At 67.2% G+C, this 26,596-nt stretch carries 23 protein-coding genes; 15 read left to right on the forward strand and 8 right to left on the reverse strand.

Annotated features, from left to right (window positions below; genetic code table 11):
* Window positions 1–55 precede the first annotated feature (55 nt).
* From eccD to eccE, 3 genes are read left to right on the forward strand one after another with little or no spacing between them, the layout of a single operon-like run.
* On the forward strand, window positions 56–1,474 hold the full coding sequence (gene eccD, locus MKAN_RS16220) for a type VII secretion integral membrane protein EccD (protein ID WP_023369890.1): 1,419 nt from the start codon (window positions 56–58) through the stop codon (window positions 1,472–1,474).
* Window positions 1,471–2,859, forward strand: coding sequence for a type VII secretion-associated serine protease mycosin (mycP, locus tag MKAN_RS16225; protein WP_036396138.1), 1,389 nt, complete (start codon window positions 1,471–1,473; stop codon window positions 2,857–2,859). The genes eccD and mycP overlap by 4 nt, the downstream gene beginning before the upstream one ends.
* Window positions 2,856–3,854: a type VII secretion protein EccE gene (gene eccE / locus MKAN_RS16230; protein WP_023369894.1), complete on the forward strand. Its 999-nt coding sequence runs from the start codon at window positions 2,856–2,858 to the stop codon at window positions 3,852–3,854. Before mycP ends, eccE begins: the two co-directional genes overlap by 4 nt.
* Here eccE and MKAN_RS16235 read toward each other — a convergent pair.
* Window positions 3,841–5,052 carry an alpha/beta hydrolase family protein gene (locus MKAN_RS16235; RefSeq protein ID WP_036396152.1) on the reverse strand — a complete coding sequence of 404 codons (1,212 nt, stop codon included), beginning with the start codon at window positions 5,050–5,052 and terminating at the stop codon, window positions 3,841–3,843. The two genes, eccE and MKAN_RS16235, sit on opposite strands and share 14 nt — an antisense overlap.
* A 153-nt stretch (window positions 5,053–5,205) precedes the next feature.
* Between MKAN_RS16235 and MKAN_RS16240 the strand changes: the two genes are divergently transcribed.
* On the forward strand, window positions 5,206–5,988 hold the full coding sequence (locus MKAN_RS16240) for a trans-aconitate 2-methyltransferase (RefSeq protein WP_023369898.1): 783 nt from the start codon (window positions 5,206–5,208) through the stop codon (window positions 5,986–5,988).
* 425 nt (window positions 5,989–6,413) lie between these two features.
* Here the strand turns inward: MKAN_RS16240 and MKAN_RS16245 are convergent, their stop codons facing one another.
* The 3 genes from MKAN_RS16245 to MKAN_RS16255 all read right to left on the reverse strand — a co-directional run bounded on the left by MKAN_RS16245 (window position 6,414) and on the right by MKAN_RS16255 (window position 9,072).
* Window positions 6,414–7,838 (reverse strand): sulfatase family protein, encoded by a 1,425-nt coding sequence (locus tag MKAN_RS16245; RefSeq protein ID WP_023369900.1) that lies wholly within the window; start codon window positions 7,836–7,838, stop codon window positions 6,414–6,416.
* 45 nt (window positions 7,839–7,883) lie between these two features.
* Window positions 7,884–8,465 (reverse strand): 5,6-dimethylbenzimidazole synthase, encoded by a 582-nt coding sequence (gene bluB, locus MKAN_RS16250; protein ID WP_230589181.1) that lies wholly within the window; start codon window positions 8,463–8,465, stop codon window positions 7,884–7,886.
* 124 nt (window positions 8,466–8,589) lie between these two features.
* Complete coding sequence (locus tag MKAN_RS16255) at window positions 8,590–9,072, reverse strand: hypothetical protein (RefSeq protein WP_023369904.1); 483 nt, start codon at window positions 9,070–9,072, stop codon at window positions 8,590–8,592.
* A 57-nt stretch (window positions 9,073–9,129) separates the two neighbouring features.
* On the opposite strand from MKAN_RS16255, the gene MKAN_RS16260 reads away from it, so the two are divergent.
* Both MKAN_RS16260 and MKAN_RS16265 read left to right on the forward strand, forming a co-directional pair.
* The gene (locus MKAN_RS16260) at window positions 9,130–9,798 is read left to right on the forward strand and encodes a phosphatase PAP2 family protein (protein WP_036396154.1); all 669 of its coding nucleotides are present in this window, start codon (window positions 9,130–9,132) and stop codon (window positions 9,796–9,798) included.
* A 102-nt stretch (window positions 9,799–9,900) separates the two neighbouring features.
* On the forward strand, window positions 9,901–10,557 hold the full coding sequence (locus tag MKAN_RS16265) for a L,D-transpeptidase family protein (RefSeq protein WP_023369908.1): 657 nt from the start codon (window positions 9,901–9,903) through the stop codon (window positions 10,555–10,557).
* Window positions 10,558–10,566: 9 nt separating this feature from the next.
* Here the strand turns inward: MKAN_RS16265 and MKAN_RS16270 are convergent, their stop codons facing one another.
* Window positions 10,567–11,079: a nuclear transport factor 2 family protein gene (locus MKAN_RS16270; protein WP_023369910.1), complete on the reverse strand. Its 513-nt coding sequence runs from the start codon at window positions 11,077–11,079 to the stop codon at window positions 10,567–10,569.
* Window positions 11,080–11,122: 43 nt separating this feature from the next.
* Between MKAN_RS16270 and MKAN_RS16275 the strand changes: the two genes are divergently transcribed.
* The 4 genes from MKAN_RS16275 (at window position 11,123) to MKAN_RS16290 (ending at window position 16,491) form a co-directional block, all read left to right on the forward strand.
* On the forward strand, window positions 11,123–12,352 hold the full coding sequence (locus MKAN_RS16275) for a hypothetical protein (protein WP_023369912.1): 1,230 nt from the start codon (window positions 11,123–11,125) through the stop codon (window positions 12,350–12,352).
* A 153-nt stretch (window positions 12,353–12,505) separates the two neighbouring features.
* Window positions 12,506–14,401, forward strand: a complete 1,896-nt coding sequence (locus tag MKAN_RS16280) for an Hsp70 family protein (RefSeq protein WP_023369914.1) — start codon at window positions 12,506–12,508, stop codon at window positions 14,399–14,401.
* A 226-nt stretch (window positions 14,402–14,627) separates the two neighbouring features.
* Window positions 14,628–16,037, forward strand: a complete 1,410-nt coding sequence (locus MKAN_RS16285) for a DUF7159 family protein (RefSeq protein ID WP_036396157.1) — start codon at window positions 14,628–14,630, stop codon at window positions 16,035–16,037.
* A 67-nt stretch (window positions 16,038–16,104) separates the two neighbouring features.
* Window positions 16,105–16,491 carry a hypothetical protein gene (locus MKAN_RS16290; RefSeq protein ID WP_023369918.1) on the forward strand — a complete coding sequence of 129 codons (387 nt, stop codon included), beginning with the start codon at window positions 16,105–16,107 and terminating at the stop codon, window positions 16,489–16,491.
* A gap of 4 nt (window positions 16,492–16,495) precedes the next feature.
* On the opposite strand, the gene MKAN_RS16295 is transcribed toward MKAN_RS16290, so the two are convergent.
* A complete protein-coding gene (locus MKAN_RS16295) occupies window positions 16,496–17,230 on the reverse strand; it encodes a DUF3060 domain-containing protein (protein WP_023369920.1) in 735 nt (244 codons plus the stop codon).
* Between the two features lie 56 nt (window positions 17,231–17,286).
* Between MKAN_RS16295 and MKAN_RS16300 the strand changes: the two genes are divergently transcribed.
* The 5 genes from MKAN_RS16300 to MKAN_RS32605 all read left to right on the forward strand — a co-directional run bounded on the left by MKAN_RS16300 (window position 17,287) and on the right by MKAN_RS32605 (window position 23,436).
* Complete coding sequence (locus MKAN_RS16300) at window positions 17,287–18,306, forward strand: NADP-dependent oxidoreductase (protein WP_023369922.1); 1,020 nt, start codon at window positions 17,287–17,289, stop codon at window positions 18,304–18,306.
* A gap of 127 nt (window positions 18,307–18,433) precedes the next feature.
* Complete coding sequence (locus MKAN_RS16305) at window positions 18,434–19,315, forward strand: glycoside hydrolase family 16 protein (protein WP_036396141.1); 882 nt, start codon at window positions 18,434–18,436, stop codon at window positions 19,313–19,315.
* A gap of 60 nt (window positions 19,316–19,375) precedes the next feature.
* On the forward strand, window positions 19,376–19,990 hold the full coding sequence (locus MKAN_RS16310) for a muconolactone Delta-isomerase family protein (RefSeq protein ID WP_023369926.1): 615 nt from the start codon (window positions 19,376–19,378) through the stop codon (window positions 19,988–19,990).
* Window positions 19,991–20,010: 20 nt separating this feature from the next.
* A complete protein-coding gene (locus MKAN_RS16315) occupies window positions 20,011–21,507 on the forward strand; it encodes a bifunctional phosphatase PAP2/diacylglycerol kinase family protein (protein ID WP_023369928.1) in 1,497 nt (498 codons plus the stop codon).
* A 36-nt stretch (window positions 21,508–21,543) separates the two neighbouring features.
* Entirely contained in the window at window positions 21,544–23,436 is a 1,893-nt protein-coding gene (locus MKAN_RS32605) for a serine/threonine-protein kinase (protein WP_023369930.1), read from the forward strand.
* A 1,168-nt stretch (window positions 23,437–24,604) separates the two neighbouring features.
* On the opposite strand, the gene MKAN_RS30555 is transcribed toward MKAN_RS32605, so the two are convergent.
* Window positions 24,605–25,174: a lipoprotein LpqH gene (locus tag MKAN_RS30555; RefSeq protein ID WP_133163603.1), complete on the reverse strand. Its 570-nt coding sequence runs from the start codon at window positions 25,172–25,174 to the stop codon at window positions 24,605–24,607.
* Between the two features lie 152 nt (window positions 25,175–25,326).
* Window positions 25,327–25,668, reverse strand: coding sequence for a hypothetical protein (locus MKAN_RS16335; RefSeq protein ID WP_023369935.1), 342 nt, complete (start codon window positions 25,666–25,668; stop codon window positions 25,327–25,329).
* Between the last annotated feature and the right edge of the window lie 928 nt (window positions 25,669–26,596).

The raw sequence follows: 26,596 nt of genomic DNA on the forward strand, positions 1-26,596 counted from the left end.
AGAAAGTGAGTACGATGTCTCCGCAACGGCCCCAACGGATTTGGACGGTCCGGTGATGTCGGGCACCGTGATGCCGATTGTCCGCGTCGCCATCCTCGCCGACAGCCGGTTGACGGAGATGGCCCTGCCCGCGGAGCTGCCGCTGCGCGAAATCCTGCCCGCGGTCCAGCGTTTGGTCATACCCGCGGCGGAGAACGGCGACGGCGGCGAGGCCGGTTCGGGTGCGGCTGCGCACCTGAGTCTGGCGCCCATCGGCGGTGCGCCGTTCAGCCTGGACGCCAGCCTGGACACCGTCGGGGTGGTCGACGGTGATCTGCTTGCATTGCAGCCGGTGCCCACCGGTCCGGCCGCCCCGGGAATCGTCGAGGACATCGCCGACGCCGCCATGATCTTCTCGAGTTCGCGGCTAAACCCATGGGGGCCAAAGCATATCCAGCGCGGGGCGCTGGCGGCGGTGATCGGTGTGACTCTGGTGGCGACCGGGCTGGCGGTCAGCTACCGGGTGGCGACGGGCGCGTTGGCCGGCCTGGTCACGGTCAGCGGGATCGCGGTCGTCCTGGCGTTGGCCGGGTTACTGGTCACGGCTCGTTCGCCACGAACGGGGACCGCGGTGTCGATTGCCGCACTGGTGCCGATCGCGGGGGCACTGGCGCTGGCGGTACCCGGGAAATTCGGGCCGGCGCAGCTGCTGCTGGCGGCTGCGGGTGTCACCGCGTGGTCGCTGATCTGCCTGATGGTGCCCAGCGCCGAACGTGAGCGCATCGTGGCGTTCTTCACCGCGGTGGCGGTGACGGCCGCCGGGGTATGGCTGGCCGCCGGCGCCGAACTGCTGTGGGAGCTGCCGATGCGCAGTGTCGGCTGCGGGCTGATCGTGACCGCGCTGCTGATCACCATCCAGGCGGCTCAGCTGTCGGCGCTGTGGGCGCGCTTTCCGTTGCCGGTCATCCCGGCGCCCGGGGACCCCACCCCGTCGGCTCCGTCGTTGCGGGTGCTCGAAGACCTGCCGCGGCGGGTGCGCGTCAGTGACGCTCATCAAAGCGGTTTCATCGCCGCGGCCGTGCTGCTGAGCGTCCTGGGATCTGTGGCAATCGCGGTGCGCCCCGAATCGGTCGGTGGCGTGGGCTGGTACGTGGTGGCCGCAACGGCGGCGGTGACCGCGCTGCGGGCCCGGGTATGGGATTCGGCCACCTGCAAGGCCTGGTTGCTGGCCCAGCCACATCTGGTGGCGGGGATCCTGTTGGTGGTCTACACGGCGACCGGGCGCTATGTCGCCGCCTTGGGCGCGGTACTGGTGCTCGCGGTGCTGGTGTTTGCCTGGATCGTCGTTGCGCTGAACCCTGCCATTGCCTCGCCGGACAGCTACTCTCTGCCGCTGCGGCGCCTGCTGGGCTTTGTCGCCGCCGGCCTGGACGTTTCGCTCATCCCCGTGATGGCATACCTGGTCGGTCTGTTCACCTGGGTCCTCAATCGATGACTCGCGTCGCCGGATTAGGTTGCTGCGCAGCAATTTTGGCTGTTGTGGTGGCCACCGCTCCGCCGGCGTCGGCGATCGCCCCGCCGGTGGTCGACGCCACCGTGGATCCGCCCAGCGGTACCCCGGGGCCCGTGCAGACGATGGAGCAACGCGGTGCCTGCACCGTTTCGGGGCTTCTGGCGGGTACCGACGTCAGCGTCCCGGCACCTAGCCAAGCGGTGCTGAATCTGCCTGCGGCATGGCAGTTCTCGCGTGGTGAGGGTCAGTTGGTGGCCATCCTCGACACCGGGGTGCAACCGGGGCCGCGGCTGCCGAACGTAGACGGCGGTGGCGACTTCGTGGATTCGACCGACGGCCTGACCGACTGTGACGGGCACGGCACCCTGGTGGCCGGGATCGTCGCCGGGCAGCCCGGCGCGGACGGCTTCGCGGGGGTCGCGCCGGCGGCGCGGTTGCTGTCCATCAGGGTGACCTCGGCCAAGTTCTCGCCGAAGACTTCAGGTGGCGACCCCACGCTGGCGCGGGCCGCCCTCGACGTGGACACGCTGTCCCGCGCGATCGTGCATGCGGCCGATCTTGGCGCCCGGGTGATCAACATTTCCGCGGTGACCTGCCTGCCCGCCGACCGGGCGGTCGACCAGTCCGCACTGGGGGCGGCGATCAGGTATGCGGCCGTGGACAAGGACGCGGTGATAGTGGCCGCCGCCGGTAACAGCGGCGCGGCCGGCTCGGGCGGCGGTGGTAGCTCCTGCGACTCGAACCCGCTGACCGACCTGAGCCGTCCGGACGATCCACGCAACTGGGCCGGCGTCACCTCGATCTCCATCCCGTCGTGGTGGCAGCCGTACGTGTTGTCGGTGGCGTCCCTGACGCCGGACGGGCAGCCGTCGAAGTTCACCATGGCCGGGCCGTGGGTGGGCATCGCCGCACCCGGGGAAAACATTCTGTCGGTGAGCAACAGCGACGCCGGCGGCCTGGCCAACGGCCTTCCCAACGACCACCAGCAACTTGTGCCGCTCAGCGGCACCAGCTACGCGGCCGGCTACGTCTCCGGTGTCGCCGCGTTGGTCCGCAGTAAGTATCCCGGCCTGAACGCGGGCGAGGTGGTACGCCGCATCACCGCCACCGCCCACAACGGCGCCCGCGCCCCGTCCAACATCGTCGGCGCCGGCGGTATCGATCCGGTGGCGGCGCTGACCTGGCAACTGCCCGCCCCGCAATCAGCGGTACCGGCGAAACCGGTTGCAGTGCCGCCGGCACCGAAGCCCAAGGACACCACACCCCGCAACGTCGCATTCGCCGGAGCCGCAGCGTTGGCATTGCTGGTCGGCATCACCGCAGCAACTGTCACGACGGTGCGCCGGCGAAAGGAGCCGATCCCGTGAGCCTCAACTCGATTCCGCGCCCGGGAGCCGGGCGGATCGTCGTGGCGCTGTTGGCGATGGTGCCCGCGGCGATGGCTTATCCGTGGCAGTCGACCCGCGACTATTGGCTGATCGGGATTGCAGCCGTCGTGGTGATCGTCCTGTTCGGCTGGTGGCGCGGACTGCACTTCACCACCATCGTGCGTCGCCGGCTGGCCATGATGCGGCGACGACGGTCGGGCACCGATCCCGCAACCGAGGTGCGCACCACGGCGCTGCTGCGCATCGGTCCGCCGGCCCCGGGCCTGGAGGTGCTCCCGCTGCCGTTGATAGCCGGGTACCTGGACCGCTACGGCATCCGCGCCGACGCCGTCCGAATCACCGGGCATGTCGACGCGGCGGGTGAGCGGGAGCTGTGGATCGGGCTGACGGTGTCGGCCGCCGCCAACCTGGCGGCACTGCAAGCCCGGTCACGGCGAATCCCGTTGCAGCAGACCGCCGAGGTCGCCGCGCGCCGGCTCGCCGACCACCTTCGCGAAATCGGTTGGGACGTCGGCACGGTTGGGTATGACGACGCGCCGCGGTTGCTGGCTCGAGCCGATCGCGAAACGTGGCGGTGCATGCGCCACGGCGACTCCGATTACCTTGCCGCATACCGGGTCAGCGTGGATGCCGCATTGCCCGAAACATTGGCTGCCGTGTGGTCGCATCCGGCGCGCGAGACCTGGGCGGCATTGGAGATCGGCGCCGCCGGTCGACCGGGCGGCCCGCCCACGGTTGCCGTCGCGTGCGCGTTCCGTAGCGATGCGCGTCCCGACGGCGCGGCGCCGCTGGCCGGACTGACTCTGCAACGCGGCAGCCAGTGGCTGGCGCTGGCGGCATTGGAGCCGTCGTCCACCCGGCGACTCGACGGACCCACCGACGCGCCCGACGGCCTGCTGGAGGGACTGGTGTGGCCCATCCCGTCGGCTTGGGCGGCGCATACGTCTCTCACCGACGCGGCTAGTCGAACATGAAGCTGTGCAGGAACAGCGTCATCCGCCGCAGGTAATCCAACTGGCTCACATGCATGATGTGACTGCCGGGGAACCAGTGCAGCGCGCAATGATCCCAGTGCTCCCACAGCGTTACGGCATGCTCGGGTGGAGCCATCCGATCGCCGAGGCCGGTGATGATCATCCGGCGGTGCTTGGGCAGCAGCGGCCGATAATTCAGCGGGCCGTGGTAGGCCAGCCCGGCGCTCAACTCGTCACGGCTGATGCGCGACAGGCACAGGCCCAGCCGGACCAGCCTGCTGGCCGGAAACCATTCGTCGAACAGTTTGCCCGGGCTGACCACCGGGCAGTTGGGAATGACGGCCTCGAGCCGGTTCTCCACCGACGCAACCAGCGCGGAGGTGTAGCCGCCCAGCGATATTCCCGTCAGTGCGATGCGCTCGACACCGGTGTGGCGCAGGTAGTCCACGATGGAGCGAAAGTCGTACACCGCCTGGGCCATCGCCTCGGCGAAGCCACTCAAGCCGCCGGCGAAGAAACCGAAACCGCTGAACGGCGAATGCCTCTCGGCTCGCTTGCCGTGAAAAGGCAAGGTGTACAACAGAACATCGTACCCGGACCGGTAATACCACGGCAGTGAGAAGAACAGCCCGTTGAGCAAGTATGACGAGCCCATGAAACCGTGGATGACACACAGCGTGGGGCGCGGCCCGTCGTCATGGCGCCAATGCTGTGCGCGCACGACGTTGTTTGCGGTCAACCCGCTCCACTGCTTGCGCATGGTCGGGTTGACCGCCCGGAATCCGCTCGCGAACGAGATGTCGTCGACGGTGCCGCGCGCGATCCACTCGGCGAGCGGGCTGGCGGGCCGCGACGAAATCTTGGGCAGATCCGTCGGTGCCGGAAACGACTTCACCGGGTCATGTTCGGCAGCCAGTTCGGCGTAGAAGTTCAAGTTGCTGCGTTCGCTGCCGGAATTGACGCGCAGCAAAGCGGTGGCGACGACAGCCGGTGCCACCGTGGTGGACAGCACCGACGACGCCGCGGTGCGCAGCGCGATATCGCCGACCGCCGACGATTCGACGACGATGCGTTGACGCAGCGAGAGCGCAGATCGTGGCGGTAGCCCTTCGGCGCCGGCGTCGGCCCCGGGCACGTCGGGAATCGGGACCGGCGGATCGATGGGATCCGCTTCAGACGTCTCCGAGAACTCCGGCATCCCGTCGATGGTATCTCGCCGATATCGCGGGGTGCCGGCGAATTCGACAGTGTCGTCAATTTCTGGGGGCAACGCGCTGCACGTCCGGACCCCATCGGTAATAGGTTGTTCCATAACACCCGATTGGCGACGGTGTTGATCAGGAGGACCGACATGTGGGATCCCGACGTCTACCTGGCCTTTGCGGATCATCGCAGCCGTCCGTTCTACGACTTGGTGTCCCGGGTGGGCGCCAAGCGGGCGCGCCGGGTGGTCGACCTGGGTTGCGGCCCCGGCCACCTGACACGGCACCTGGCGCGACGCTGGCCCGAGGCGACGATCGAGGCTTTGGACAGTTCACCGGAGATGGTCGCCGCCGCCCGGGAACGCGGGATCGACGCCACGACCTGCGACGTGCGGAACTGGAAGCCTCGGCCCGACACCGACGTGGTGGTCAGCAACGCGGCACTGCATTGGGTGCCCGAACACGCGGAGCTGCTGGTGCGCTGGGCCGGCGAGCTGGCAGCCGGATCCTGGATGGCGGTGCAGGTACCGGGAAACTTCGACACCCCGTCGCACGCCGTGGTGCGGACGCTGGCCAGGCGGGAGCCCTACGCAAAGCTCCTGCGCGACATACCGTTTCGGGTAGGTGCGGTGGTGCAACCGCCGGCGTACTACGCGAATCTGCTGATGGACGCCGGATGCAAGGTCGACGCGTGGGAGACCACCTATCTGCACCAGCTCACCGGTGAGCACCCGGTGCTGGAATGGATCACCGGCACCGCGCTGGTTCCGGTGCGGGAAAGGCTAGACGACGCGGGTTGGGAGCAGTTCCGCCAGGAGCTGATCCCGCTGCTCGACGACGCCTACCCGCGCCGCGCCGACGGTACCACGATCTTCCCGTTCCGCCGGCTGTTCATCGTCGCCGAGGTCGGGGGAGCGCGCCGCGGTTCTTGAGTCTTGGCGAATTCGTATCGGCGGTCGGCCCGTCGGGCTCGTGTTTCGTACAGGCCGCGTCGATGCCGCTGCCTGCGCTGGATGCGCCACATCCGTTGTCGCTGTAGGCGCTAAAGGCGTCGAGTGTGTGGTGAGGACGGCGAGTGTGCGGTGAGGGCGTCGAGTGTGCCGCCATGGCGGCCCGCGGCGGATTTTCCCGCCCTACAAGCACCCTCAAAGCCGTCACCGCGCACTCGATACGGCGGAATGGCAGCCGAACCTACGTGCCGAGAACTGACGCCCAGCCGAGTGTGCGCAGCAAGGCTCGCAGACATCGATGACCAGCAGCATTTGTGGTCAACTTGAATTTGAGTACGCGGGCACACCGGACCGAGGAGGCAGGTGTGGCCAATGTGGCGGTTACGCAGGCATATTCGAGGATCGCGCTATTGATTGGCCGACGCGGCTTCTTCCTCGATACCGCGGTCGGCGGCGATCGCCGACCTGCTGCTCGGCGCAGTTCGATGGATCCGCAGATACGTTTCGGTGTAGCGCTCTGCGATGCGGGTACCGGCGAATTCCGACGGGATCACGTCGCCGGTGCGCTGACGCCAATCGTGAAGCCGGACAGCGAGGTCCGCTGCGACCGCATCGATCTTCGCGGCGGCGTCACCGGTCAGCAGATTGGTGGTCTCGGTGGGGTCGGCGCGCAGATCGTACAGTTCCCGTTGCGGTCGCGGTGACTTGACGAATTGTGCGACGGCCATCCCGGACGGGCTTTCCTCGATGTCCCACGGCAGATCCAGCAACGGGCGGGGCACATAGTTCTCGATGTAGCTGAATTCCTTTGTACGGATTGCACGTATCGGGTCAAACGAGTCGTGGTAGGTCTTGGTGGTGTACACATGGTCGCGGACCGGCTCGGCGACGGTGTCGGCCCCGAGCAAGGCGGCCGCGTGCGACAGGCCGTCGACATCGGCCGGCATGTCGATCCCCAGCAGGTCAAGCAGTGTCGGTAACAGGTCTACGCCGCTGAACAATTCGTCGTAGACACGTGGGGCAAACTCCCGGCGGGAGGGTGGACGGATGACCATCGCGATGCCGGTTCCGGCGTCGTAGAGCGTGGATTTGGCGCGCGGAAACGCCGGGCCGTGATCGGTCAGGAACACCACCCAGGTGCTGGCGTCCAGTCCAGTTTCGTTGAGTGTGTCCAAGATTCGCCCGACTGCGGCGTCCGCGGTGGTGATGGCTCCGTAGAAATCGGCCAGGTCCTGGCGCACTTCGGGGGTGTCGGGGAGATAGTCGGGGACGTCGACACCTGCGCTGTCCGCCGGTTCGTAGCGTTCGTGGGGGTAGGGCCGATGGGTTTCGAAAAACCCCGCGGTAAGCAGGAACGGCTGGCCGGAAAGATCCGGCACGCAATCCTGCAGCCACTCCCGCGCCTTCTCGACCACATATTCGCAGTAGGAGTTCGACACGTCGAATTCGTCGAATCCCAGCCGTGCCGGGTAGGACGTCTCGTGTTGCATCCCGAAAAGAGCCGAGTACCAACCCTGCTCGCCCAACAGTTGCGGCAGTGTCCGGACTCCGCTGCGGTATTCCCAGCCGTGATGGGCCAGCCCCACCAGCCCATTGGTTTGCGGGTAGCGACCGGTGAACAGCGATCCGCGCGACGGCGAGCACAGCGGTGCGGTGGCGTGCGCCCGGGTGAACAAGATCCCCTCGGCGGCAAGCTGGTCCAGTCGCGGGCTGACGACATCCGGGTGACCGTAGACACCGAGGTAGCGCCCCAGGTCGTGCCAATGCACGATCAGCACGTTGTCTTTGCCGTCGCTGCTTTCACCCGTCACCGTCTGCCGCCTCTCGAGCATGCTTGCGGCGGCGACGATACCCGGTGTCGATCGAACCGGCGAAGTTCAAGCCTGTCCCCAGCGGTTCTCCCAGACGAACTCCCGGAGTGGCCGCGCTACGGCCCAGCCGTCCAACTCCAGCGCCGGCCGTTCCGGAAACTCGGGCACCGGGCCCAAACACAGCACTGCCACCGGTTCCGCATCGGAGGGGATCTCCAGCAGCGCCGCCAACCGTCGCGGATCGAACAGCGACACCCAACCCATGCCGAGCCCTTCGGCGCGAGCCGCCAGCCACAGATTCTGGATCGCGCAGGACACCGACGCAAGATCCATCTGCGGTAGTGTGCGCCGGCCGAAGATGTGCACGTCCCGGTTGTCGCAAAGCGCTACCACCAGCAGCTCGGCGCACTCGAGAATGCCCTCGACCTTGAGCGCAAGGAACTCCTCGGCCCGTTCGCCCAGGGCGTGTGCCGTCCGCGCGCGCTCCTCGTCGACGAGGGTGTGGATATCGTTGCGCAGCGCCTTATCGGTGATCCGGATGATCCGCCAGGGCTGCATCAGACCGACACTGGGGGCGGCGTGTGCGGCGTGCAGCAACCGAGCCAGCACCTCTTCGGGCACCACGCTGTCGGGCACGAAGCGGCGCATGTCCCGACGTTCGGAGATCACGCGATACACCGCCTGCCGCTCGGCGGCGGTGAACGCAAATTCGGTCACCCGGTCATCGTAGAAAAGGTGCGGCCCGTGCGGCCTGGATCAGGGACTACACGGATCAGGGACTATAGGTAACTCCGACCGCGCGGAACACGTATTCGGGCGGCACGTCAAAGGCAAGTGACCGCAGCGGTAGGCGAGCCAGCACGTCCTCGCCGATGTCCGTTTTGAAGTGCAGCGATAGCTGGCCGTGGAACCGCGGGTCCACCTTGGCGACGTCGAGATCCAATTGCAGCCCCGTCGACGAGATCTCGGCGGTTGCTGCGCCGGTCTGCGGCGCGTCCCAGCGCACGTCGACGGCGCGGCCGGCCAGCTTGGGCAGCGACGAGAGCGTTCCCAGCACCCGTTGCTCGGTGAACGCCAGCGCGCCCGGATAGCTGGCAATGCTGTGCGATGCCCGCAAACCGGGAATTGCGCCGGTGAACCGCCTGGTGACCGCGACATACTCTTCGAGGTAGATGAGTCCTTCGGCCTCCAGCTGATCCCGCAAGTCGGCGGGTAGCTTGCCGATGCCGAACATTCTGCGAAAAATCACCGCCATGAGGCCAGTATGGGGCCGCTCGGGCCGGGCCGCACCGTCGCCTGGTATCCGTTGAACATGATCCGTCGCCCGATCAGTGTGGCCGCGATGCTCGCGGCGGCTGCGACCGTCGGCTACGCCCTCTTGTGGGTGGGGCACCGCCATGACTGGGGTTGGGTGCACGGCCTGGATTGGTCGTTGTTGAACGCCGCGCACGACATCGGGATCAAGCACCCGGCTTGGGTGGACTTCTGGATCGGCGTGTCGTTCGTGCTGGGCCCCATCCCCATGCGGCTGATCGGCATGGGGATGGCGGTGGTTGCGGTATTGCAGCACAAGGTGCGGATGGCGCTGCTGCTGTTGGCCTGTTTGCCGCTCAACGGATTGGTCACGATGGCCGCCAAGGATCTGGCCGGCCGGCCACGACCGGTGACCGAGTTCGTCACCGCGCCATCGAGCTCATTCCCGTCCGGGCATGCGCTCGAGTTGACGGCCAGTGTGCTTGCGCTTCTGACCTTCCTGCTGCCGATGACGAGACACCGGTGGATGCGCGTGGTCTCGGTCACGCTGGCCGCGCTGGGTGTATTGACGGTCGGCACCGCCCGGGTGGCTTTGAATGTGCACCACCCGTCGGACGTGATCGCGGGGTGGCTGCTGGGATATGTGTATTTTCTGGTGTGCCTGTGGGTGTTTAGGCCGTTACCCATAACGGGTGCGGAGCCGGCCCGGCTTGCCGAAGTCCGCTGACGCCCTGCGGCACGGCGCTTTTCGCAGTGTCTCGGAGCAGTGATCCAACCGGGACTAAACCTTTACTTGACCCTGAGGTTTCGTCCGCTTGACGATGAGACGATGCACCGACTGGGAGCTGTACTGTGTGCTGCGGTCTGCCTGGCCGGAGCGGCGCTGGGGTTGGCGCCGGTGACGGTCGCGGCGGGCAACCCGTGGTTCGCCAATTCGGTTGGCAATGCCACGCAGGTGGTTTCGGTGGTCTCGACCGGCGGCTCTAACGCGAAGATGGATGTCTACCAGCGCACCGCCGCCGGCTGGCAGCCGCTCAAGACCGGGATCCCCACCCATGTCGGCTCGGCGGGAATGGCGCCGCAGGCCAAGAGCGGCTACCCGGCTACCCCGATGGGCGTCTACAGCCTCGACTCGGCTTTCGGCACCGCGCCCAATCCCGGTGGCGGGCTTCCGTATACGCAAGTCGGACCCAACCACTGGTGGAGTGGAGACGACCACAGCCCCACCTTCAACACCATGCAGGTGTGTCAGAAGGCCCAATGCCCATTCAACACCGCCGAGAGTGAGAACCTACAGATCCCGCAGTACAAGCATTCGGTGGTGATGGGCGTCAACAAGAACAAGGTGCCCGGCGGCGGTGCCGCGTTCTTCTTCCACACCACCGACGGCGGACCCACGGCGGGATGCGTGGCAATCGACGATGCCACGCTGGTGCAGATCATCCGGTGGTTGCGGCCCGGCGCGGTGATCGCGATCGCGAAGTAACCGGGGCCGTCAGTCGGCCAAAGCGCGGCCCGGTCGCACGGTGAGCCCCAGGTTGGCCACCGACATCGTCGCCTCGTAGGTGCGGTCGTACCCGGTAGCGCTGATCCGCCAACCGTCGGCGGTGCGCCGATACTCGTCGCGGTAGAACGCCGCGCCGATCAGCATGAAATTGGCTTCGGCAACGATGACCCGATCCTGCAGATACCAGCTGCCCGTCGCGGTGTCGCCGGTCACCGTGATCTCCGGATGCGTCACCCGGTGTTCGGTGATGATGTTGGGCCCCAACGCCGAGCGCATGTATTCCACCACGTCGACGCGGTTGGAAAAATGCAGCTCCTTGCCCAGCGACGACCCATAGTCGCCGCGCACGTCCTCGGTCAGGGTGTCGGCGAAGTCGTCCCAGTGCTTGGTGTCCAGGGCGCGCAGATAGCGGTACTTGATCCGTTTGATCGCTTCGACATCCTTGACATCGGCGAGATGCGCGACAGCCCCCGCGAGGGCCGCCAAGTCTGCAGGGTTCATCACGTCATTGCAGCACGTTCGCCGCCGCCATTATCGTCGGGGCATGAGCCAATCCCGCTACGCCGGGTTGTCCCGTGCGGAGCTGGCAATCCTGGTGCCCGAACTGCTGTTGATCGGGCAGCTGATCGACCGCTCCGGCATGGCGTGGTGCATCCAGGCGTTCGGTCGCGAGGAGATGTTACAGATCGCGATCGAGGAGTGGGCCGCAGCCAGCCCGATCTACACCAAGCGCATGCAACAGGCGCTGAACTTCGCGGGCGACGACGTACCCACCATCTTCAAGGGCCTGCAACTCGACATCGGCGCTCCGCCGCAATTCATGGATTTCCGCTTCACGATCCACGATCGCTGGCACGGCGAATTCCGCCTCGACCACTGCGGTGCGCTGCTCGATGTCGAACCGATGGGCGACGAGTATGTCTTCGGCATGTGCCACACCATCGAAGACCCGACCTTTGACGCCACCGCGGTGGCGACAAATCCGCGGGCGCAGGTTCGGCCCATCCACCGGCCGCCGCGGGTGCCACCCGACCGGCATCCGCACTGCGCGTGGACCGTCGTCATCGACGAGTCCCACCCCGCGGCCCGGGGTATCCCGGCGCTGGACGTCGTTGCGCAAAGTAAAGCTGCCAGTTGGGAATTAGCGGCCATCGATCCTGCCGACGACGGACTCGCCGACTATGCGGGCCCGCTACTTTCCGATCTTGACTTCGGCGCCTTCTCCCACTCGGCGCTGGTGCGGGTAGCCGACGAAATCTGCCTGCAAATGCACCTGCTCTACCTGTCGTTCGCCATCGCTGTCGGCAAACGCGCCGGCGCGGACACCGAACTGGCCCGGTCGATCGGCACCCGCCAGTTGATCGGGATAGCCGGCCTGGCCGCGGAACGCATTCACCGCGCACTGGCTCTGCCCGCTGGAATCGATGGTGTGTTACGGGTATTCGAGTTGCACCCACTGTTCAACCCCGCAGGCTATATCGAGGCCGAGATAACGGGGGACAGGTTGCTTCTGCACCGCTCGCCGGGGCACGACGACGCCGCATGGATTTCGCTGTGCACACCCGAATCCGGACAACCACTGCAGGCGATCGCCACCGCGGTCGACCCGCACGTCGCCGTCCGGGTCGGCGGGACGAACACGGAGTGGACCGCCGAGCTGGCGAAAGCCGAGACCCCGGCATCCGAATTGCCGGAGGTGTTGGTGGCCAAGGTAAGTGGCGGGTCGAGCTTTGTATTCCAGCCCAGGCGTTCGCTGCCGCTTACCGCGGTCTGACCCCACGCCATATGTCAAGGCGATGGCTGTACCTTTTCGGTGACGACACGGCATCGACCGCATACCAATGAGATTGGGAGCGAACCCAATACGGTATGCCCGCGGATATGGTTGACCCTGGCCTTCGACCCTATCGACGAAAGTGTCCGCTCTATGTACGACCCGCTGGGGTTGTCGATCGGGACCACGAACCTGGTTGCGGCATCTAACCGAAGCACTCCGGTCATCCGTCGCGCTGTGCTGACGCTGTACCCGCACTGCGCGCCGAAAATTGGTGTGCTCGGCCGCAACCCGGACGTGACCGAGTCCGGCACATTGATGAGTGGCTTTGTGGAACGCGTCGGCGACTCGGTTGCCCTGGTATCCCCGGACGGGTCGGCTCACGATCCGGACCTGCTGACGGTCGAGGCGCTGGACGCGATGGTGGTCGCCGCCGACGCGGACGCGAGTTCGTCGGAGATCGCGATCGCCGTCCCCGCTTACTGGAAACCCGGAACTGTCCAGGCGCTGCGCAACGCCCTGCGCACGCATGTCGGCTTCGTGCGTAGCGGTATGGCGCCGCAGCTTGTCCCCGACGTAATCGCCGCGATGACGGCGGCGAACACCGAACTGGCTATCCCGGCCGGTGCCGTGGTAGGTTTGCTCGATTTCGGCGGCTCCGCCTCGTACGCCACTTTGGTGGAGACCACGTCAGATTTCGAACCCGTAAGCGCCACACTGCGTTACGAGGATTTCTCCGGCGAACAGATCGACCAGGCGATACTGCTGCATGTCATCGACCGGCTCGGCCACGACGACATCGATCAGGCCGGCGCCGCCGGCGTCGCCCAACTCGGACTCCTAAAGGAACGGTGCCGAGAGGCCAAGGAGCGGTTATCCACCGACGCTGTCACGGAATTGGCTGTGGAGCTGGCCGGAACCAGCACTACGTTCCGGCTTACCCGGGACACGCTCGATGACCTGATCCAGGATCGGCTGACCGGTTTCATCTACGCGTTCGACGACATGCTGGCGCGCAACAAGGCGAGTTGGGCCGACCTGGCGGCGGTAGTCGCCGTCGGCGGTGGCGCCAGCATTCCGCTTGTCACTCAACGCCTTTCCTTTCACACCCGGCTCCCGGTGCTGACTGTTTCGCAGCCGGCCTGCGCGGCCGCAGCCGGCGCGCTGTTGCTGGCTGCCCGTGGACGAGAGCTGGACTTCCGCACTCGGACGTCCGTCGGATTGATGGCCAGGGCTGCGGCCGCGTCCGGTACCGCCCTGATCGAGCTGCCGGCCGGCGACGTGATGGTGATCGACCAGGATGCGGTGACCGATCGCGAGCTGGCCTGGTCGCAAACGGACTTCCCGGGCGACGTGCCGGTGCGGTTCGAGGGTGACTCGTACAACGAGGACGGCCCGTGCTGGTCGATGCGCTTGAACGTGATCGACCCGCCCAAAGAACCACCGTGGCGCCGGTTGCGGTTCTCTCAGCTGCTGATCGGGTTCTCCGCGGTGGTGGCGATGACCGCGATCGGCGGTGTGGCATTTACCTTGACCGGGGTCGAGCGGCGCCAGGCTCCCGCGGTGCCCAGTGTGGTGCCGGTGCCCGCGCCCTCAGTGTCGCTGCGGCCGAGCGCCGCGGCGCCCAGCCCGGTCAAGCCGCCGCCCAGCTCGGTGCCGGTGCCCAGCGCGGCACCGGCACCGACCACCGTCGCGCCGCCACCACCGCCATCACCGACGTTGACGGCGTCACCGCCGACGTCCACGCTGGCGCCGTCACCGGTGGTGACCACGACAACCGCGCCTCGGCTCACCACCACTAGTCCCCGGCCGACCAGCACCACCTCGGCGACGCCGACCACGACGGCCGAGCCCGAGGACACCACCACCGAGGAGGCACCGACCGCCCCCTCAACCGTGAAGATGACCACGGAGTGGTTGCATGTCCCGCTGCTGCCCGTGCCGATACCGATTCAGTTGCCGGCGAATCAGGCTCCGCAAAATCCGGCGCCGCAGACCCAGCAGCCTCAAGGGCCGCAAAATCCGTTCGCGAGTTCCGGCACCCCCTGAGCTGACTCCGCGCCTGGCAGTCAGCTTTGAGCTTGACCAGAACGGGTCCGCGACCCGCTGGACGCGAGTAGTGTCCGAATTGGGCACAACTTTATATGCGCCAGCTATTTGGATGTAACTAGTCGCACCAGCAATGCGGCGTGAGGATTGTCGACGGCGGCCGGCGCGGCACGCTTGTCCGCCTTAGACCCCCATGGCTAGTTACCACATGGCCTGGGAGGGCCAGATGGACATCGTACTTGGGGTATCAATGGAGCCCTCGGCGGTCCGCTTGGTGCTGATCGAAGGCGAAAACGCTGACGGTGCCACCGTCGAGGAAGAGAGCTTCGAGGTCGCCGTGTCGCAGGACTCGGTGAATTCGGCGGCGGCCGCCGAGGCGATTGCGGCCATTGTCGGCACCCGGCAGGGCGCGGCCGAAGGCGGCTACTGGTTGACATCGACCGGGGTGACGTGGATCGACCCCGGCGGCGCTGGTGCACTGCGTGACGAGCTTGCCGCCCGCGACATCGGAAGCGTCATGTTGGTCTCGCCGCTGCTCGCTGCGGCCGCCCTCGCACAGACCGTCGGCGCCGCGCTCGACTACCAGCACATCGCGATGCTGTTCGTCGAGGCCGGCAGTGCGACGCTGGCAGTCGTCGACGTCACCGACGGCTCGATCGTCGACCTGCATCGGCAGTCCCTTGGCGCCCACAACGCCGTGTCGACCGAACTGGCGCCGATGGTCTCCGGTCTCGACGCGGCGGGTTCGCGGGCCGACGGGGTGTTCCTGATCGGTTGCGGGGTCGACATCGTCCCGGTCAAACCCGCGCTCGAGGCCGCGACATCGCTGGTGGTGAGCGTCCCCGAGGAGCCCGACATGGCGCTGGCCCGTGGCGCGGCGCTGGCTTCGGCGAATGCGCCACTTTTCGTCTCGTCGACGGCCGCGCTGGCCTACGCGCTGGACCCGGGCACCGGCGAAGTGAACCCCCGCGCCCTGACCCCGACCTACCTGGATGTCAGTGCTCATGCCGACCCCGGGCAAGGCGCCCTGGCCTACAGCGCCCTCGACGAGGACGACGACGAGATCGCTCCGCGGCGCCGGCCGGTGAAGCTGGTAGGCAGTGCCCTGGCCGCAGCGGCGGCCCTCGCGACCGGGCTGCTGGTGATCTCGTCGGATGTGCGGCCGATGGCTGCCCCGCAGCCCAGCCCACCCGAGGGCGCCGTCACCGTGCCCACGATCCAAGCCCAGCCCGAGACACCGCCGCAGGCGCAGTTGCCTGCTCCCAGCTCTGCGCCGGCCGCGCCGCCGCCGGAGGCGGCCCCGTCACCGGAGGCGGCGCCGCCTCCGGCCTCGTCGGCGCCGCCTCCGGTGGTTGCCCAGCCGCCCCGAACGGCGGTCAATGCGGCACCGCCGCCGGCGCCCCGTCGCGCGCCGATCCGACAGGCACCGGTGCAGGCTCCCGCGGAGCAGGCCCCGCCACCGGCAGCGCCGGCGACCACGCCGCCGGCCGCGCCGCCGCCGGCGCCCGCGCCGGCGCCGGAGGCTCCCCCGCCCAGCCCGATCGCGACGATGTATCTGCACGTCCCGTTCGTCACCATCCCGATTCCGATCTACCCGCCGGCGCCTCCGCCGCCCCCGCCCGAGCCGGGGCCGTAGGCGGGTAGCGGATCGGGTCGACTGCCCGCACACTGGGCAGTAACTGGATGAATTTCGAGGAGGTCGCGTGGGCAGCAACGGTCCATTCGGATTCGACCCCGACGACTTCGATCGGGTGATCAGGGAAGGCAGTGAGGGCCTGCGCGACGCGTTCGAGCGGATCAACAGGTTCCTCACCGGCCCGGGCGACCGGTCGGGGTGGTCGATGATCTTCGAGGATCTGGGGCGGCGCAGGCGTCCGGCGCCGGAAACCGCGGGCGAGGCCGGCGACGGGGTGTGGGCCATTTACACGGTGGATGCCGACGGCGGTGCCCGCGTCGAACAGGTGTATGCGACCGAACTGGATGCCCTGCGGGCCAACAAAGACAACACGGACCCCAAGCGCAAAGTGCGCTTCTTGCCCTACGGCATCGCGGTCAGCGTCCTCGACGATCCCGCCGACGACTCGACGTAACTTCTCAGCCCTGCTGGACGACGTTCCCGCTGCCGGACTTGCTGACCTTCGGCGAGCCCGAGTGATACGTGACCTTGTTGTTGATGCCGGAGGCCTCGATGGTGTCGACGGCGTCCACGGTGACGGTGTTCTCGATTCCCGAGACGGTCAGGCTTGCGCAATGGCCGGTGATGACGACCGTGTTGGACATCCCGCTGATTTCGACGACGCTGTCGTTGCAGTCGAGCGTCTTGTTTTCGTTGAGGCCGCTGACACTGAGGTTGCCGCCAGGCGGCGGCGCGGGTGACGTCGCCGGACCGGCCGTCGGTGTTTGAGTCTTGCTGCCCGACGGCGGCGGGACGGTCCCGGATGGGTTGCTGATCGTCGGGAAGGTGGGGGTCAGGGTGGACAACGTGCGTGAAATGTGGCTTCCCGCAAAGGCGACGATGCCGCCGACCACGCCCAGGATTACGACGACGAAGACCGCGGCCAAAATCCAGAACAGGCGGTTGCCCGACGACGATCGCGGTGTGGCCCCCGGAAACGGCGACTGATAGCCATACGAGTCATAGGACCCATACGTCGAGCCGTATGGAGGCGGCATCGGCGGTGGCGGCGGCACCGGGCCCGGCGGCGGGTAGCCCTGGTATGCGGAGCCGCCGGGCGGCTGCGGACTGCCCAGCTCCGATGCGCGCGCCGCGTCGGCCAGCGGTTGCTCGAGCTGGCGGATCCGGGCTTCTGGGTCGTCCTCTGGATTCATGCACAGATGCTCCCATACCGGGATCGTGCCGAATAGGGCCGAATAAGCTCGACATCGTGCCGGACTTGACCAACCGCCAGATCGTGTTGCGTCGCCGCCCCACCGGGCTGGTCCAGCCCGATGACACCGAGCTGATCACCGCACCCGCGCCCGGGCCCGCGCCAGGCGAAGCACTGCTGCGCACCACCTATGTGGGGATCGACGCGGCCGCCCGAACCTGGCTGGACGACCAGCCCGGCTATCTTCCGCCGGTGCAGCTGGGCGAGGTCATCCGGGCGGCAGGAATCGGCGAGGTCGTCGAAACACGTTGCGACGCTTACGCTGTCGGCGACGTCGTAACCACGCTGACCGGCTTCCAGGAATATGTGATCATTCGCGACGACGTGTTCAGCACACCCATCCCTGGGGAGAGCGACCAGCTGGCGATCATGTCGGTATACGGCCCGACCGGAGCCACCGCCTACTTCGGGATGACCGACATCGGCCGGCCCCAGCCGGGCGAGACGGTGGTGGTGTCGGCGGCGGCGGGCGCCACCGGATCGGTGGCCGGGCAGATCGCCAAGATCGCCGGAGCGCGGGTGGTGGGCATCGCCGGCGGGCCGCAGAAGTGCCGGGCGGTGGTCGAAGACTTCGGATTCGACGCGTGCATCGACTACCAGAACGAGGACCTGGCCGCCGCCCTCAAAGCGCATTGCCCGCAGCGCGTCGACGTCTACTTCGACAACGTCGGCGGCCCCATCCTCGACGCGGTGCTGGGCCGGTTGGCCCACAAGGCGCGGGTGGTGCTGTGCGGTGTCATCTCCAGTTACTTGACCGGCGAGCACCCCGGCCCGGCCAACTACGTCAACCTGCTGTCCAAGAGCGCGCTCATGCAGGGGTTCAACACGCTCGAGCAGTGGGGTCGCTTCGACGAGGCTTTCGCCCACCTGCGCCAGTGGGAGGCCGAGGGGCGGCTCAAACACCGGCAGACCATTTTCGACGGCATCGAGTCGTGCGTCGACGCCCTCAACGGGCTGTTCACCGGGGCCAACATCGGCAAGACGCTGGTCAAGATCAGCGAACCGTCCGGGGCCTGACGGTACGCGAGAGCGCTTGTGACGCTTGCGCTTCTCGCACGATGTCGGCGACCCCGCCGGCCTGGACATGAAGCGAAGACGGGTCGCCCCAGAGTCGGCGCGGCGCAAAGTGAGCTGCTATCGTCCCATGCTTATGCCCGAGATTGACCGTCGCCGACTGATGATGATGGCCGGGTTCGGCGCGCTGGCGGCCGCGATCCCCGCCCCCACAGCCCTGGCCGCCCCGTCCCCTCCAGGTGCGCCGCCGAGTCCGGCGCCGTTGGCCCCGGCCGCTGGGGCAACGGGCGTATTCCTCTTTCACGACGAGTTCGACGGCCCGGCCGGCTCGGCCCCCAATCCGTCGAAGTGGGCGGTGTCGAGCCACCGGACGCCGATCAGAAACCCCGTCGGGTTCGACCAGCCCCAATTTTGGGGACAGTACCGCGACAGCCGCCAGAACGTGTTCCTGGACGGCAACTCCAACCTGGTGTTGCGCGCCACCCGGGACGGCAACAGCTACTTCGGCGGCCTGGTCCATGGCCTATGGCGGGGCGGCATCGGGACCACCTGGGAAGCCCGCATCAAGTTCAACTGCCTGGCGCCCGGTATGTGGCCTGCCTGGTGGCTGTCCAACGACGACCCCGGCCGCAGCGGCGAGGTCGACCTGATCGAGTGGTACGGCAACGGCACCTGGCCGTCGGGAACCACCGTCCACGCGAACCCGGACGGCACGGCCTTCGAAACGTGCCCGATCGGTGTCGACGACGGCTGGCACAACTGGCGGGTCACCTGGAATCCGAGCGGCATGTACTTCTGGCTGGACTACGCCGACGGCATGCAGCCGTACTTCACCGTTGCGGCAACCGGTATCGAGAACTTGGACGAGCCCATCCGCGAGTGGCCGTTCAACGACCCCGATTACACGATGTTCCCGGTTCTCAACCTTGCCGTCGGTGGCTCCGGCGGCGGCGATCCGGCGGCCGGCATCTATCCGCAGGAGATGCTCGTCGACTGGGTCCGCGTCTTCTAGAGCGCCGCGCTCCGGGGTTACCTTCACAAAGCCCTCAGCACGGTGTGCCCGGGAGACAGCATGGAGTTTCTGGTCACAATGACCACCCGCGTTCCCGACGGCACGTCCCTTGACGAGGTCAACGACGTCCGCGCTCGGGAGGCCGCGCACGCCCGCGAGCTCGCGGCCCGGGGAAGCCTGCTTCGGCTGTGGCGCCCACCGGTTCGGCCGGGCGAATGGCGCACGCTAGGGCTTTTCGCCGCTGCCGACGACGAGCGCCTGGAGCAGCTGCTCGCATCGATGCCACTACGGGTCTGGCGTACCGACGAGATCACGGCGCTCGACGGTCATCCCGACGACCCGCCGGGCGCGGGGATAACTCCGCGGCCCGGTAAAGGGCCGGAGTTCTTGATCGCCATGACCGTCACGGTGCCACCGGGCACGGCGGCGCACGTCGTCGACGACGCCTCGGCGCGCCAGGCCCGCCGCGCCCGTGAACTGGCCGAGGCTGGACATCTGGTGCGGCTGTGGACGCTGCCCGACGGGCCGGACGGCCCGTGCATGGTGGGTCTGTGGCGGGCCCGTGATCCCGGCGAGCTGATGGCCATCCTGGAATCGCTGCCACTGTCGGGATGGATGACCATCGAGACCACGCCGCTGAGCCCGCACCCCAACGACCCGATCCGGTCGCGGTGACCGGCGTTAGGGTGGGTTGAGTGAACAGGTGGCCCCGGCGACGCGCGCGAAGTATCAGAGCGATCACCCGGGGCCTGGGCAGCCTCGATCGGGAACTGTTCGGGGTGATTGCCGAGGCGCAGACTCCGCTGCTCGACTCGGTGATGCCGCCGCTGACCCGCGCGGCCGATCACTCCAAGTTGTGGTTCGCCATCGCCGCGGGCCTGCTCGCCACGAAAAGGCCTGCGGCGCAGCGCGGCGCGGTACGCGGCGTCGTGACGCTGGGAGTCACCAGCTTGGTGACCAACCAGGTCGCCAAGCGAATCCGCCGGCGCCCGCGTCCCCTCGACGACTCGGTACCGCTGGTCCGACGAGTGCGTCGGCGCCCCACATCCAATTCACTGCCGTCCGGGCATTCGGCCAGTGCGGCCGCGTTCGCTGTCGGGGTCGGGCTGGAGAATCCGCCGCTGGGGTTCGCCCTGGCATTGCTGGCCGGCCTGGTGGGTTTGTCCCGGGTGGCGACCGGAGCGCATTACCCGGGCGATGTCCTCGCCGGATTCGGCATCGGCGCCGGCATCGCCGTGCTGGGCGGGCGGCTGGTGCCACCGATCGTCGAGACGACGTTGCCGACTACCGAACCGCTCCGGATCGAGACCCCGCCACGACCCGCCGGCGCCGGAGTCGTCCTGGTCATCAACCCGGCATCGGGCGGCGGCAATGGAGCCCGGGTGCTCGACGAGATCCGTGCCGAGCTGCCGCGAGCCGAGATCGTCGAGCTGGGTTCCGACGACGACCCGGAACAGGTCCTGCGTGCCGTGGCCGGGCGCGCCGAGGTGCTGGCGGTCGGCGGGGGAGATGGCACGGTGTCCACCGCCGCGGCGGTCGCTTACGATGCCGGGCTCCCGCTGGCGGTGTTTCCGGCCGGGACGTTCAACCATTTCGCCAAGGACATCGGGTGCGACACCGTGGCCAAGACCGTCGAGGCGATCCGGACCGGCAGCGTGGCCTGCGTCGACCTGGTGTGCCTCAACGAAAGCCGGATGGTGGTCAACAACGCCAGCATCGGCGCGTACCCCACCTTCGTCCAGCACCGCGAAAAGCTGGAAAGGCGCATCGGCAAACTGCTGGCCAGCATCTACGCCACGTTGCACACGCTGCGCCACGACCAGCCCGTGCGCATCCGCTACGACAACAAGACCGCGCACACGTCGTTGTTCTTCCTGGGCAACTCGGTGTACTTGCCCACCGGATTCGCCCCGGCGCGGCGTACCCGCATGGATGACGGCCTGATCGACGTCCGTATCCTCGAAACCGGCCGGCGACTGGCGACCGTGCGGATTCTGGGCGCGCTGGCGCTGGGCCGTCTGCAACGCAGCCCGCTCTACCACGAACTGCAAGTGCCGGAGTTCAGTTTCACAGTCGTTGACGGTCCCACCGTCGTCGCACACGACGGCGAAGTCGGCGAGGAATACGACAAGGCCAGCTTCAGCGCCAAGTATCGGGTGCTGCCGGTATTTCGCCCGCTTCCGTCGAATTGACCTCGGTGACCGAAAACACCGACCTACCATGTGCCAATGCCGCTCGCGGTGGGCGAGGTGTTCGCGGGATACACCATCCTGCGGGTGTTGGGCGCGGGCGCCATGGGCACGGTATACCTGGCCCAGCATCCGCGGTTGCCGCGCCGCGACGCACTCAAGGTGCTCCCGGCTGAGCTCACCGCCGACCCGCAGTACCGGGCCAGGTTCGTCCGTGAGGCCGAGATCGCCGCCAGCCTTTGGCATCCCAACATCCTCGGCATCCACGACCGCGGCGAGTCCGGCGGCCAGTTCTGGATTTCCATGGACTTCGTCGCGGGCACCGATGCGGCCAAACTGCTCCGCGACCGCTATCCGCGCGGCATGCCGCTGGAGCTGGCGGCGCCGATCATCACCGCGGTGGGATCGGCATTGGATTACGCACACCAGCGCGGTCTGCTGCATCGCGACGTCAAACCGGCCAACATCCTGATCGCCGATCCCGGGTCGGAGACCCAACGAGTGTTCCTAGCGGACTTCGGCATTGCCCGGCCGGTCGACGACACCGCTGGTCTGACCGCCACCAACTTCGCCATCGGCACGGTCGCCTACGCCGCGCCCGAGCAGCTCATGGGTGAGCCGATCGACGGGCGCGCCGATCAATATGCGTTGGCCTGCACGGCTTTCCACATGCTCAGCGGCACCCAGCCCTACGAGTCGCCCAGCGCCGCGGCCGTCATCACCAAACATGTGATGGCCCCGCCACCGCCGATCGGCGAGCGCCGCCCCGAACTGGCGCGCCTGGACCCGGTATTCGCCAGGGCGATGGCGAAAAAGCCGGCCGAGCGGTTCGCCCATTGCCGCGACTTCACCGAGCAGCTAGCGCCCGGTTGCGCGCCGACGCTTGCCGGCTCCGGGCCGAGTGGCCAGGACACCCAGCTAGCGCCGACACGTGCAGCGTTTGCGCCACCGAGCCCAGGGCCCGTCGGCAAGCCCCCGGCACGGCGCAACCGGATCCTGGTCGCCGCGCTGGCTGCCGTGGCGGTGCTCGGCGCGGCCGGCGTCCTAGCGGCCGTCGAGCTATCCGGTGACCAGAGCCGCAGTCCCGCAAGCGCGCCGCCGAGCGCGGCGGCGCTTAGTGCTGGTCCGTTCACCGGGACCTACCGGGGCGACTACGACGCGGCCACCGGCCCCGGGCTGGATGGCCTGCCCATCCCCGGTGCGACGGCCTCGACGACCACCTGGGGGGTGCGCTCGGTGTGCCGCCCCACCGGCTGCCTGGCGACGGCGGCACGCCTGGGCGGCGAGACCACCTCGTTGCCGACGATGGTGTTCGACGACGTCGGCGGACACTGGGTGGCGGTGGGTCTCACCACGGCCACATGCCAGGACGCCAACGCCGAATTCTGGGTGGTCTTGATACTGCAACCGCGGCCTGACGGCACACTGTCCGGCGAATTCAGCAAGACCAGCGCCAACGGGTGCGCGATCAAGAAGGCGGTGACCTTCACCCGGACCGGAGACGTCGACGTCGGCGCCGTGTCCGATCCGGCGAGCCAGGCGCCGCGCGTGGTGTCGCCCGCCGAGGCACTGCACGGCCGCTACCGCGACACGGTCAAATGGGCCAACGGCGCGACACCCAACCAATACGACTGGGCCGTCCGCACCGACTGTCTGCGCACCGGCGAGCGGTGCATGAGCTTTTTCCACGCGCCACCGGACGGCTCCAAGCCGCTGGTGTTCAGCAGCAGGAGCTGGATCCTGGCGACCGAGCGGGAAGCGACGTGCGCCGGCGGCGGCACCACGCCGGTCAAAGACACCGCGGAGTTCACCCTGCCCCAGCCGCCGCAGGATCCGATTATGCTGCTCACCGCGCACGGTCATCACGAACAGACCAAGTCGTGCATCCTCAGCATCGAGTTCGACGAAAGATTCGAGCGCACCGGCGATTAGCGATTAGCCTCGGCGATCGGCCTTTGGTGGTCACGCCTTGTCGGCTCACGCAGCTGCGCGTAGCGTTTCAGCGTCTGGGCTCGGGGTTTTCGGAGTATGCGTCGGTGGGCGGCCGGTTCCGCGGGGTGGCCGTGACGATCTGCTCAATGCCCGTGCGGGTTGCCGGGCGCGTCGAGTCACAGATCGCGCTGCTGCAGGCGACGAGGACGACGCTGACGTAACTGCGATTTCCCTATCAGCCGCACCAGTCTCATCAGCCTCCAGGGGCTGGGGTGTCTCGTGTTGCCCGCCTCACTCGGAAACTTTCATGCTGCTGGTCAACGATGTCCTCGTGCGCAGCGTTGGCTGCCTGGCTCTGCTTTCGGCACACCTTGGCTCGGTTTTCAGCACGCCGACACCGCACCGTCGCTCAAACCTCTTGTGGTGGCAGGCGTATGGGGATGTCTCCCGGTGCATCACCGAATCGGCTGTCATGCTGTCGTATCGAGTGTGCGCTCAGGGCTTTGACTGTGTATGTAGGGCGGGAACCGCCGCGATCGGCCGCCCTGACGACACAGTCGGCGCCGTCAGCGCACACTCGGCGCCGTGAGCGCACACTCGGCGCCGTCAGCGCACACTCGGCGCCGTCAGCGCACACTCGGCGCCGTGAGCGCACACTCGGCGCCCTCAGCGCACACTCTGGGCCGTCAGCGCACGTCTCGACGCCGTGAGCGCACGTCTCGACGCCGTGAGCGCACGCTCGACGCCGTGAGCGCACACTCGATGCCGTCAGCCGCTGACCCAACCGCAAGCACGCGATTTGCACCTTCCCGCGCCGGGGCGCAGCCCATGACCGCTCTGAGCGAAAATTCGTTGCGCGCCTTAATTAGTCGCGCGTAGGCGGGCAAATTGTGCATCGGGCCGGGCGGAGATCACTGTGAAAGAGGTGACGGCCGGAACCAGACTCCGCTGAGCCCGCCGGCTAGGCCAGCAGCGTCCTTGCTTGTGGCCCGAGGTGGCTCGCGTGAATCCCGGATCGCCGATCTGTCACAGCCCATTCGTCCGCCGCGATACCGACACCCGCGAGACGGACCCATCCGTGCTCGCTGTAAGAACGTCCATCACGTACCGCACCAATCCCTGCGTGATCTCGGCGCATCAGCGTTGGTAACAGATCGGCCCGACCTCATTAACACGCGGTGATGATTTCGAACCTCGCGCTCGATCGTTCGCCGGGCTTATCGTGATACCACCCAACGGCGGTACCGACCACCTTGAAAGTCCCATTCCGAAAGCTGGCCTGTGCCGCACCGGTAATATCTTGCCCGAAGGTGCCGGTGAAACCGCCGATGTTGTTGATTTGCACCAATTTTGCGACAATGTCTCCCCCGGTTTCTACTTGCGCGGTGAGGCCGGGATCGTCCGTAAGTGTCTTCAAGGTCCAAAGCCAGCGTACCTGCGTGCAATCGACCAGGTGATGACCAGTGTCGCTACCGTTGATGAGCACTTTGATGGTGCGGGCCTCCACCCCCGCGTGGGATTCCGACGAGCATCCGGTTATGACAGCGGCAATGACCGATACTGCCGCCGTGGCGTTGACGACTCGGTTATGCACCGTAGCTCCAACCTTTCCCGTGACTACGACACGCAGTTTGCTCACGGCATGCGGCGGCGCAGCCAGGTACTTCCGGGTCAGGTCAGACCACGCACGCCGATGCATGAGCCGCCGCCCTTGTTGAGGGACTTCCTTCCCTTCCACGCAGGCGTAACCACGGAAATCCCGGCCAAAACCCCGGAGTAGGTATCAATTCGACAACGATTGAGGACTCGCTGCTGCAGGGGGCGCCATGCGAATGAGTCGATCGGCCCCCGGCGTCGTGGGCCAGGTGAGCGCTCGAAGTGTCGAGGTTGTCATGGCCGTGGTGCGCGCTTGAACCACGCTGTCAGCGCCACTGCCATGATGACCGCAAGCGCTCCGGCCGTGGCCAGGCTGATCGTCCAGATCCGTCGATCCTCGATCTCCATCTGACACAGCCTCGTGTAATTGATGTCCGCAACAACCTTGCCGCCCATCGGCACATTGGCCGGGGTCCGGTCGTCTCTGCCTCTGGCGGCGGAGAGATCGGGGGCCAAGGCGCTTCCGCACCCGACGGTGTCCAATCCCGGCGAAACCGACACCGGAGCCAGCAGCCCCACCAAACTCACCAGCAACGCCACCACACCCGCGAAAAGCAGTATTCGTCGTATAACCATGTCTCGGTCATACCCATTGGTGCGCTGATCATTCCACGGTCAGCGGAACGCCGTTGCTCGGTCCGATCGGTCTTCGGGGCTCGAAGGCCAGCGACGGCATGGCGAAAGACCCCGCTTGACGCGCTGCGGGGTTCGTCAATCAGGTGGAAATCGCTGTCCAGTTCGCGGGCCGAACCGGCTGGTTGGAGCCTGTCGACGACATCTGAATTTTGCCCTGGCGACAAGCTGGGTTCTAGTCGACCTCGCGACAGCGATGGTCAGCACGCCCGCAGCGGCGGCTGGCCCGATATCGCGGCGCGAGGCCGATCGTGCCACACCGGCCGCGGTCCGGCGTCAACAGCGATGACATTCTATGTTTGCCCTGCTAGATAGGGGGTAAACATAGTGTTTCGGTACAGTATTCGGTCGCGCCGGTCAAGCGGGTGAGATCGGGCTTGGAGAGCGGCCGATGGCGGGTCCAGCTCGGGCGGGCCCACCATCAGCGCGGATGACGGCGGTGAGCCCGGCGCAGATTGATTCGCCGCCCAGCTGCCAGCCTCACCCGATAAACCCTGCTGTTGCAAGCCAACTCGCCGGTATAAGTCGACGGGGCCGCAGGTGGAGATGCTCTCCGGCAACCAACCGTCGAAGGCAGTTCCCGAAATACCCGCACCAGCGCCCATTCCGGGTTCCATCGCTGCGGCATCGTTTCGCCGGCGAATATCAGATGGCGAACAACTTGGGACGGTCTTGATCGGCGTTGTTTGTGGGTGCGTGCTGGCCAGTGCCGGTTCCGGCCGGCGACAAGGGTCGGTGCTGGTTGCTTGGCGGTCATGTTCTTTTCTGTCTCCTCGTGCCCGGAGCAGATCATCTGGGGCGGAACACTTTCCGGCGCCTCCGATCAAGCCGCCGATTCCGTTCGATCTGGTCCGCCGGTTGCGAGGGCTGG

The organism is Mycobacterium kansasii ATCC 12478, from assembly GCF_000157895.3.
GTDB classification, from domain to species: domain Bacteria; phylum Actinomycetota; class Actinomycetes; order Mycobacteriales; family Mycobacteriaceae; genus Mycobacterium; species Mycobacterium kansasii.

Bases quoted from the DNA above. Each gene is read 5' to 3' on its own strand.
- bluB (WP_230589181.1), bottom strand. From the start codon at position 8,465: ATGCGCCGCTTCGTGCCCGACAGCGTGGTGCCCGAAGAGGTGCTGGCT.
- MKAN_RS16270 (WP_023369910.1), bottom strand. From the start codon at position 11,079: ATGAACCCTGCAGACTTGGCGGCCCTCGCGGGGGCTGTCGCGCATCTC.
- MKAN_RS16305 (WP_036396141.1), top strand. From the start codon at position 18,434: ATGCTTATGCCCGAGATTGACCGTCGCCGACTGATGATGATGGCCGGG.
- MKAN_RS16255 (WP_023369904.1), bottom strand. From the start codon at position 9,072: ATGGCGGTGATTTTTCGCAGAATGTTCGGCATCGGCAAGCTACCCGCC.
- MKAN_RS16275 (WP_023369912.1), top strand. From the start codon at position 11,123: ATGAGCCAATCCCGCTACGCCGGGTTGTCCCGTGCGGAGCTGGCAATC.
- MKAN_RS16335 (WP_023369935.1), bottom strand. From the start codon at position 25,668: ATGGTTATACGACGAATACTGCTTTTCGCGGGTGTGGTGGCGTTGCTG.
- MKAN_RS16265 (WP_023369908.1), top strand. From the start codon at position 9,901: ATGCACCGACTGGGAGCTGTACTGTGTGCTGCGGTCTGCCTGGCCGGA.
- MKAN_RS16260 (WP_036396154.1), top strand. From the start codon at position 9,130: ATGATCCGTCGCCCGATCAGTGTGGCCGCGATGCTCGCGGCGGCTGCG.
- MKAN_RS32605 (WP_023369930.1), top strand. From the start codon at position 21,544: ATGCCGCTCGCGGTGGGCGAGGTGTTCGCGGGATACACCATCCTGCGG.
- MKAN_RS16280 (WP_023369914.1), top strand. From the start codon at position 12,506: ATGTACGACCCGCTGGGGTTGTCGATCGGGACCACGAACCTGGTTGCG.
- MKAN_RS16310 (WP_023369926.1), top strand. From the start codon at position 19,376: ATGGAGTTTCTGGTCACAATGACCACCCGCGTTCCCGACGGCACGTCC.
- eccD (WP_023369890.1), top strand. From the start codon at position 56: ATGTCGGGCACCGTGATGCCGATTGTCCGCGTCGCCATCCTCGCCGAC.
- MKAN_RS16245 (WP_023369900.1), bottom strand. From the start codon at position 7,838: ATGCTCGAGAGGCGGCAGACGGTGACGGGTGAAAGCAGCGACGGCAAA.
- MKAN_RS16240 (WP_023369898.1), top strand. From the start codon at position 5,206: ATGTGGGATCCCGACGTCTACCTGGCCTTTGCGGATCATCGCAGCCGT.
- mycP (WP_036396138.1), top strand. From the start codon at position 1,471: ATGACTCGCGTCGCCGGATTAGGTTGCTGCGCAGCAATTTTGGCTGTT.
- MKAN_RS16235 (WP_036396152.1), bottom strand. From the start codon at position 5,052: ATGCCGGAGTTCTCGGAGACGTCTGAAGCGGATCCCATCGATCCGCCG.
- MKAN_RS16295 (WP_023369920.1), bottom strand. From the start codon at position 17,230: ATGAATCCAGAGGACGACCCAGAAGCCCGGATCCGCCAGCTCGAGCAA.
- MKAN_RS16285 (WP_036396157.1), top strand. From the start codon at position 14,628: ATGGACATCGTACTTGGGGTATCAATGGAGCCCTCGGCGGTCCGCTTG.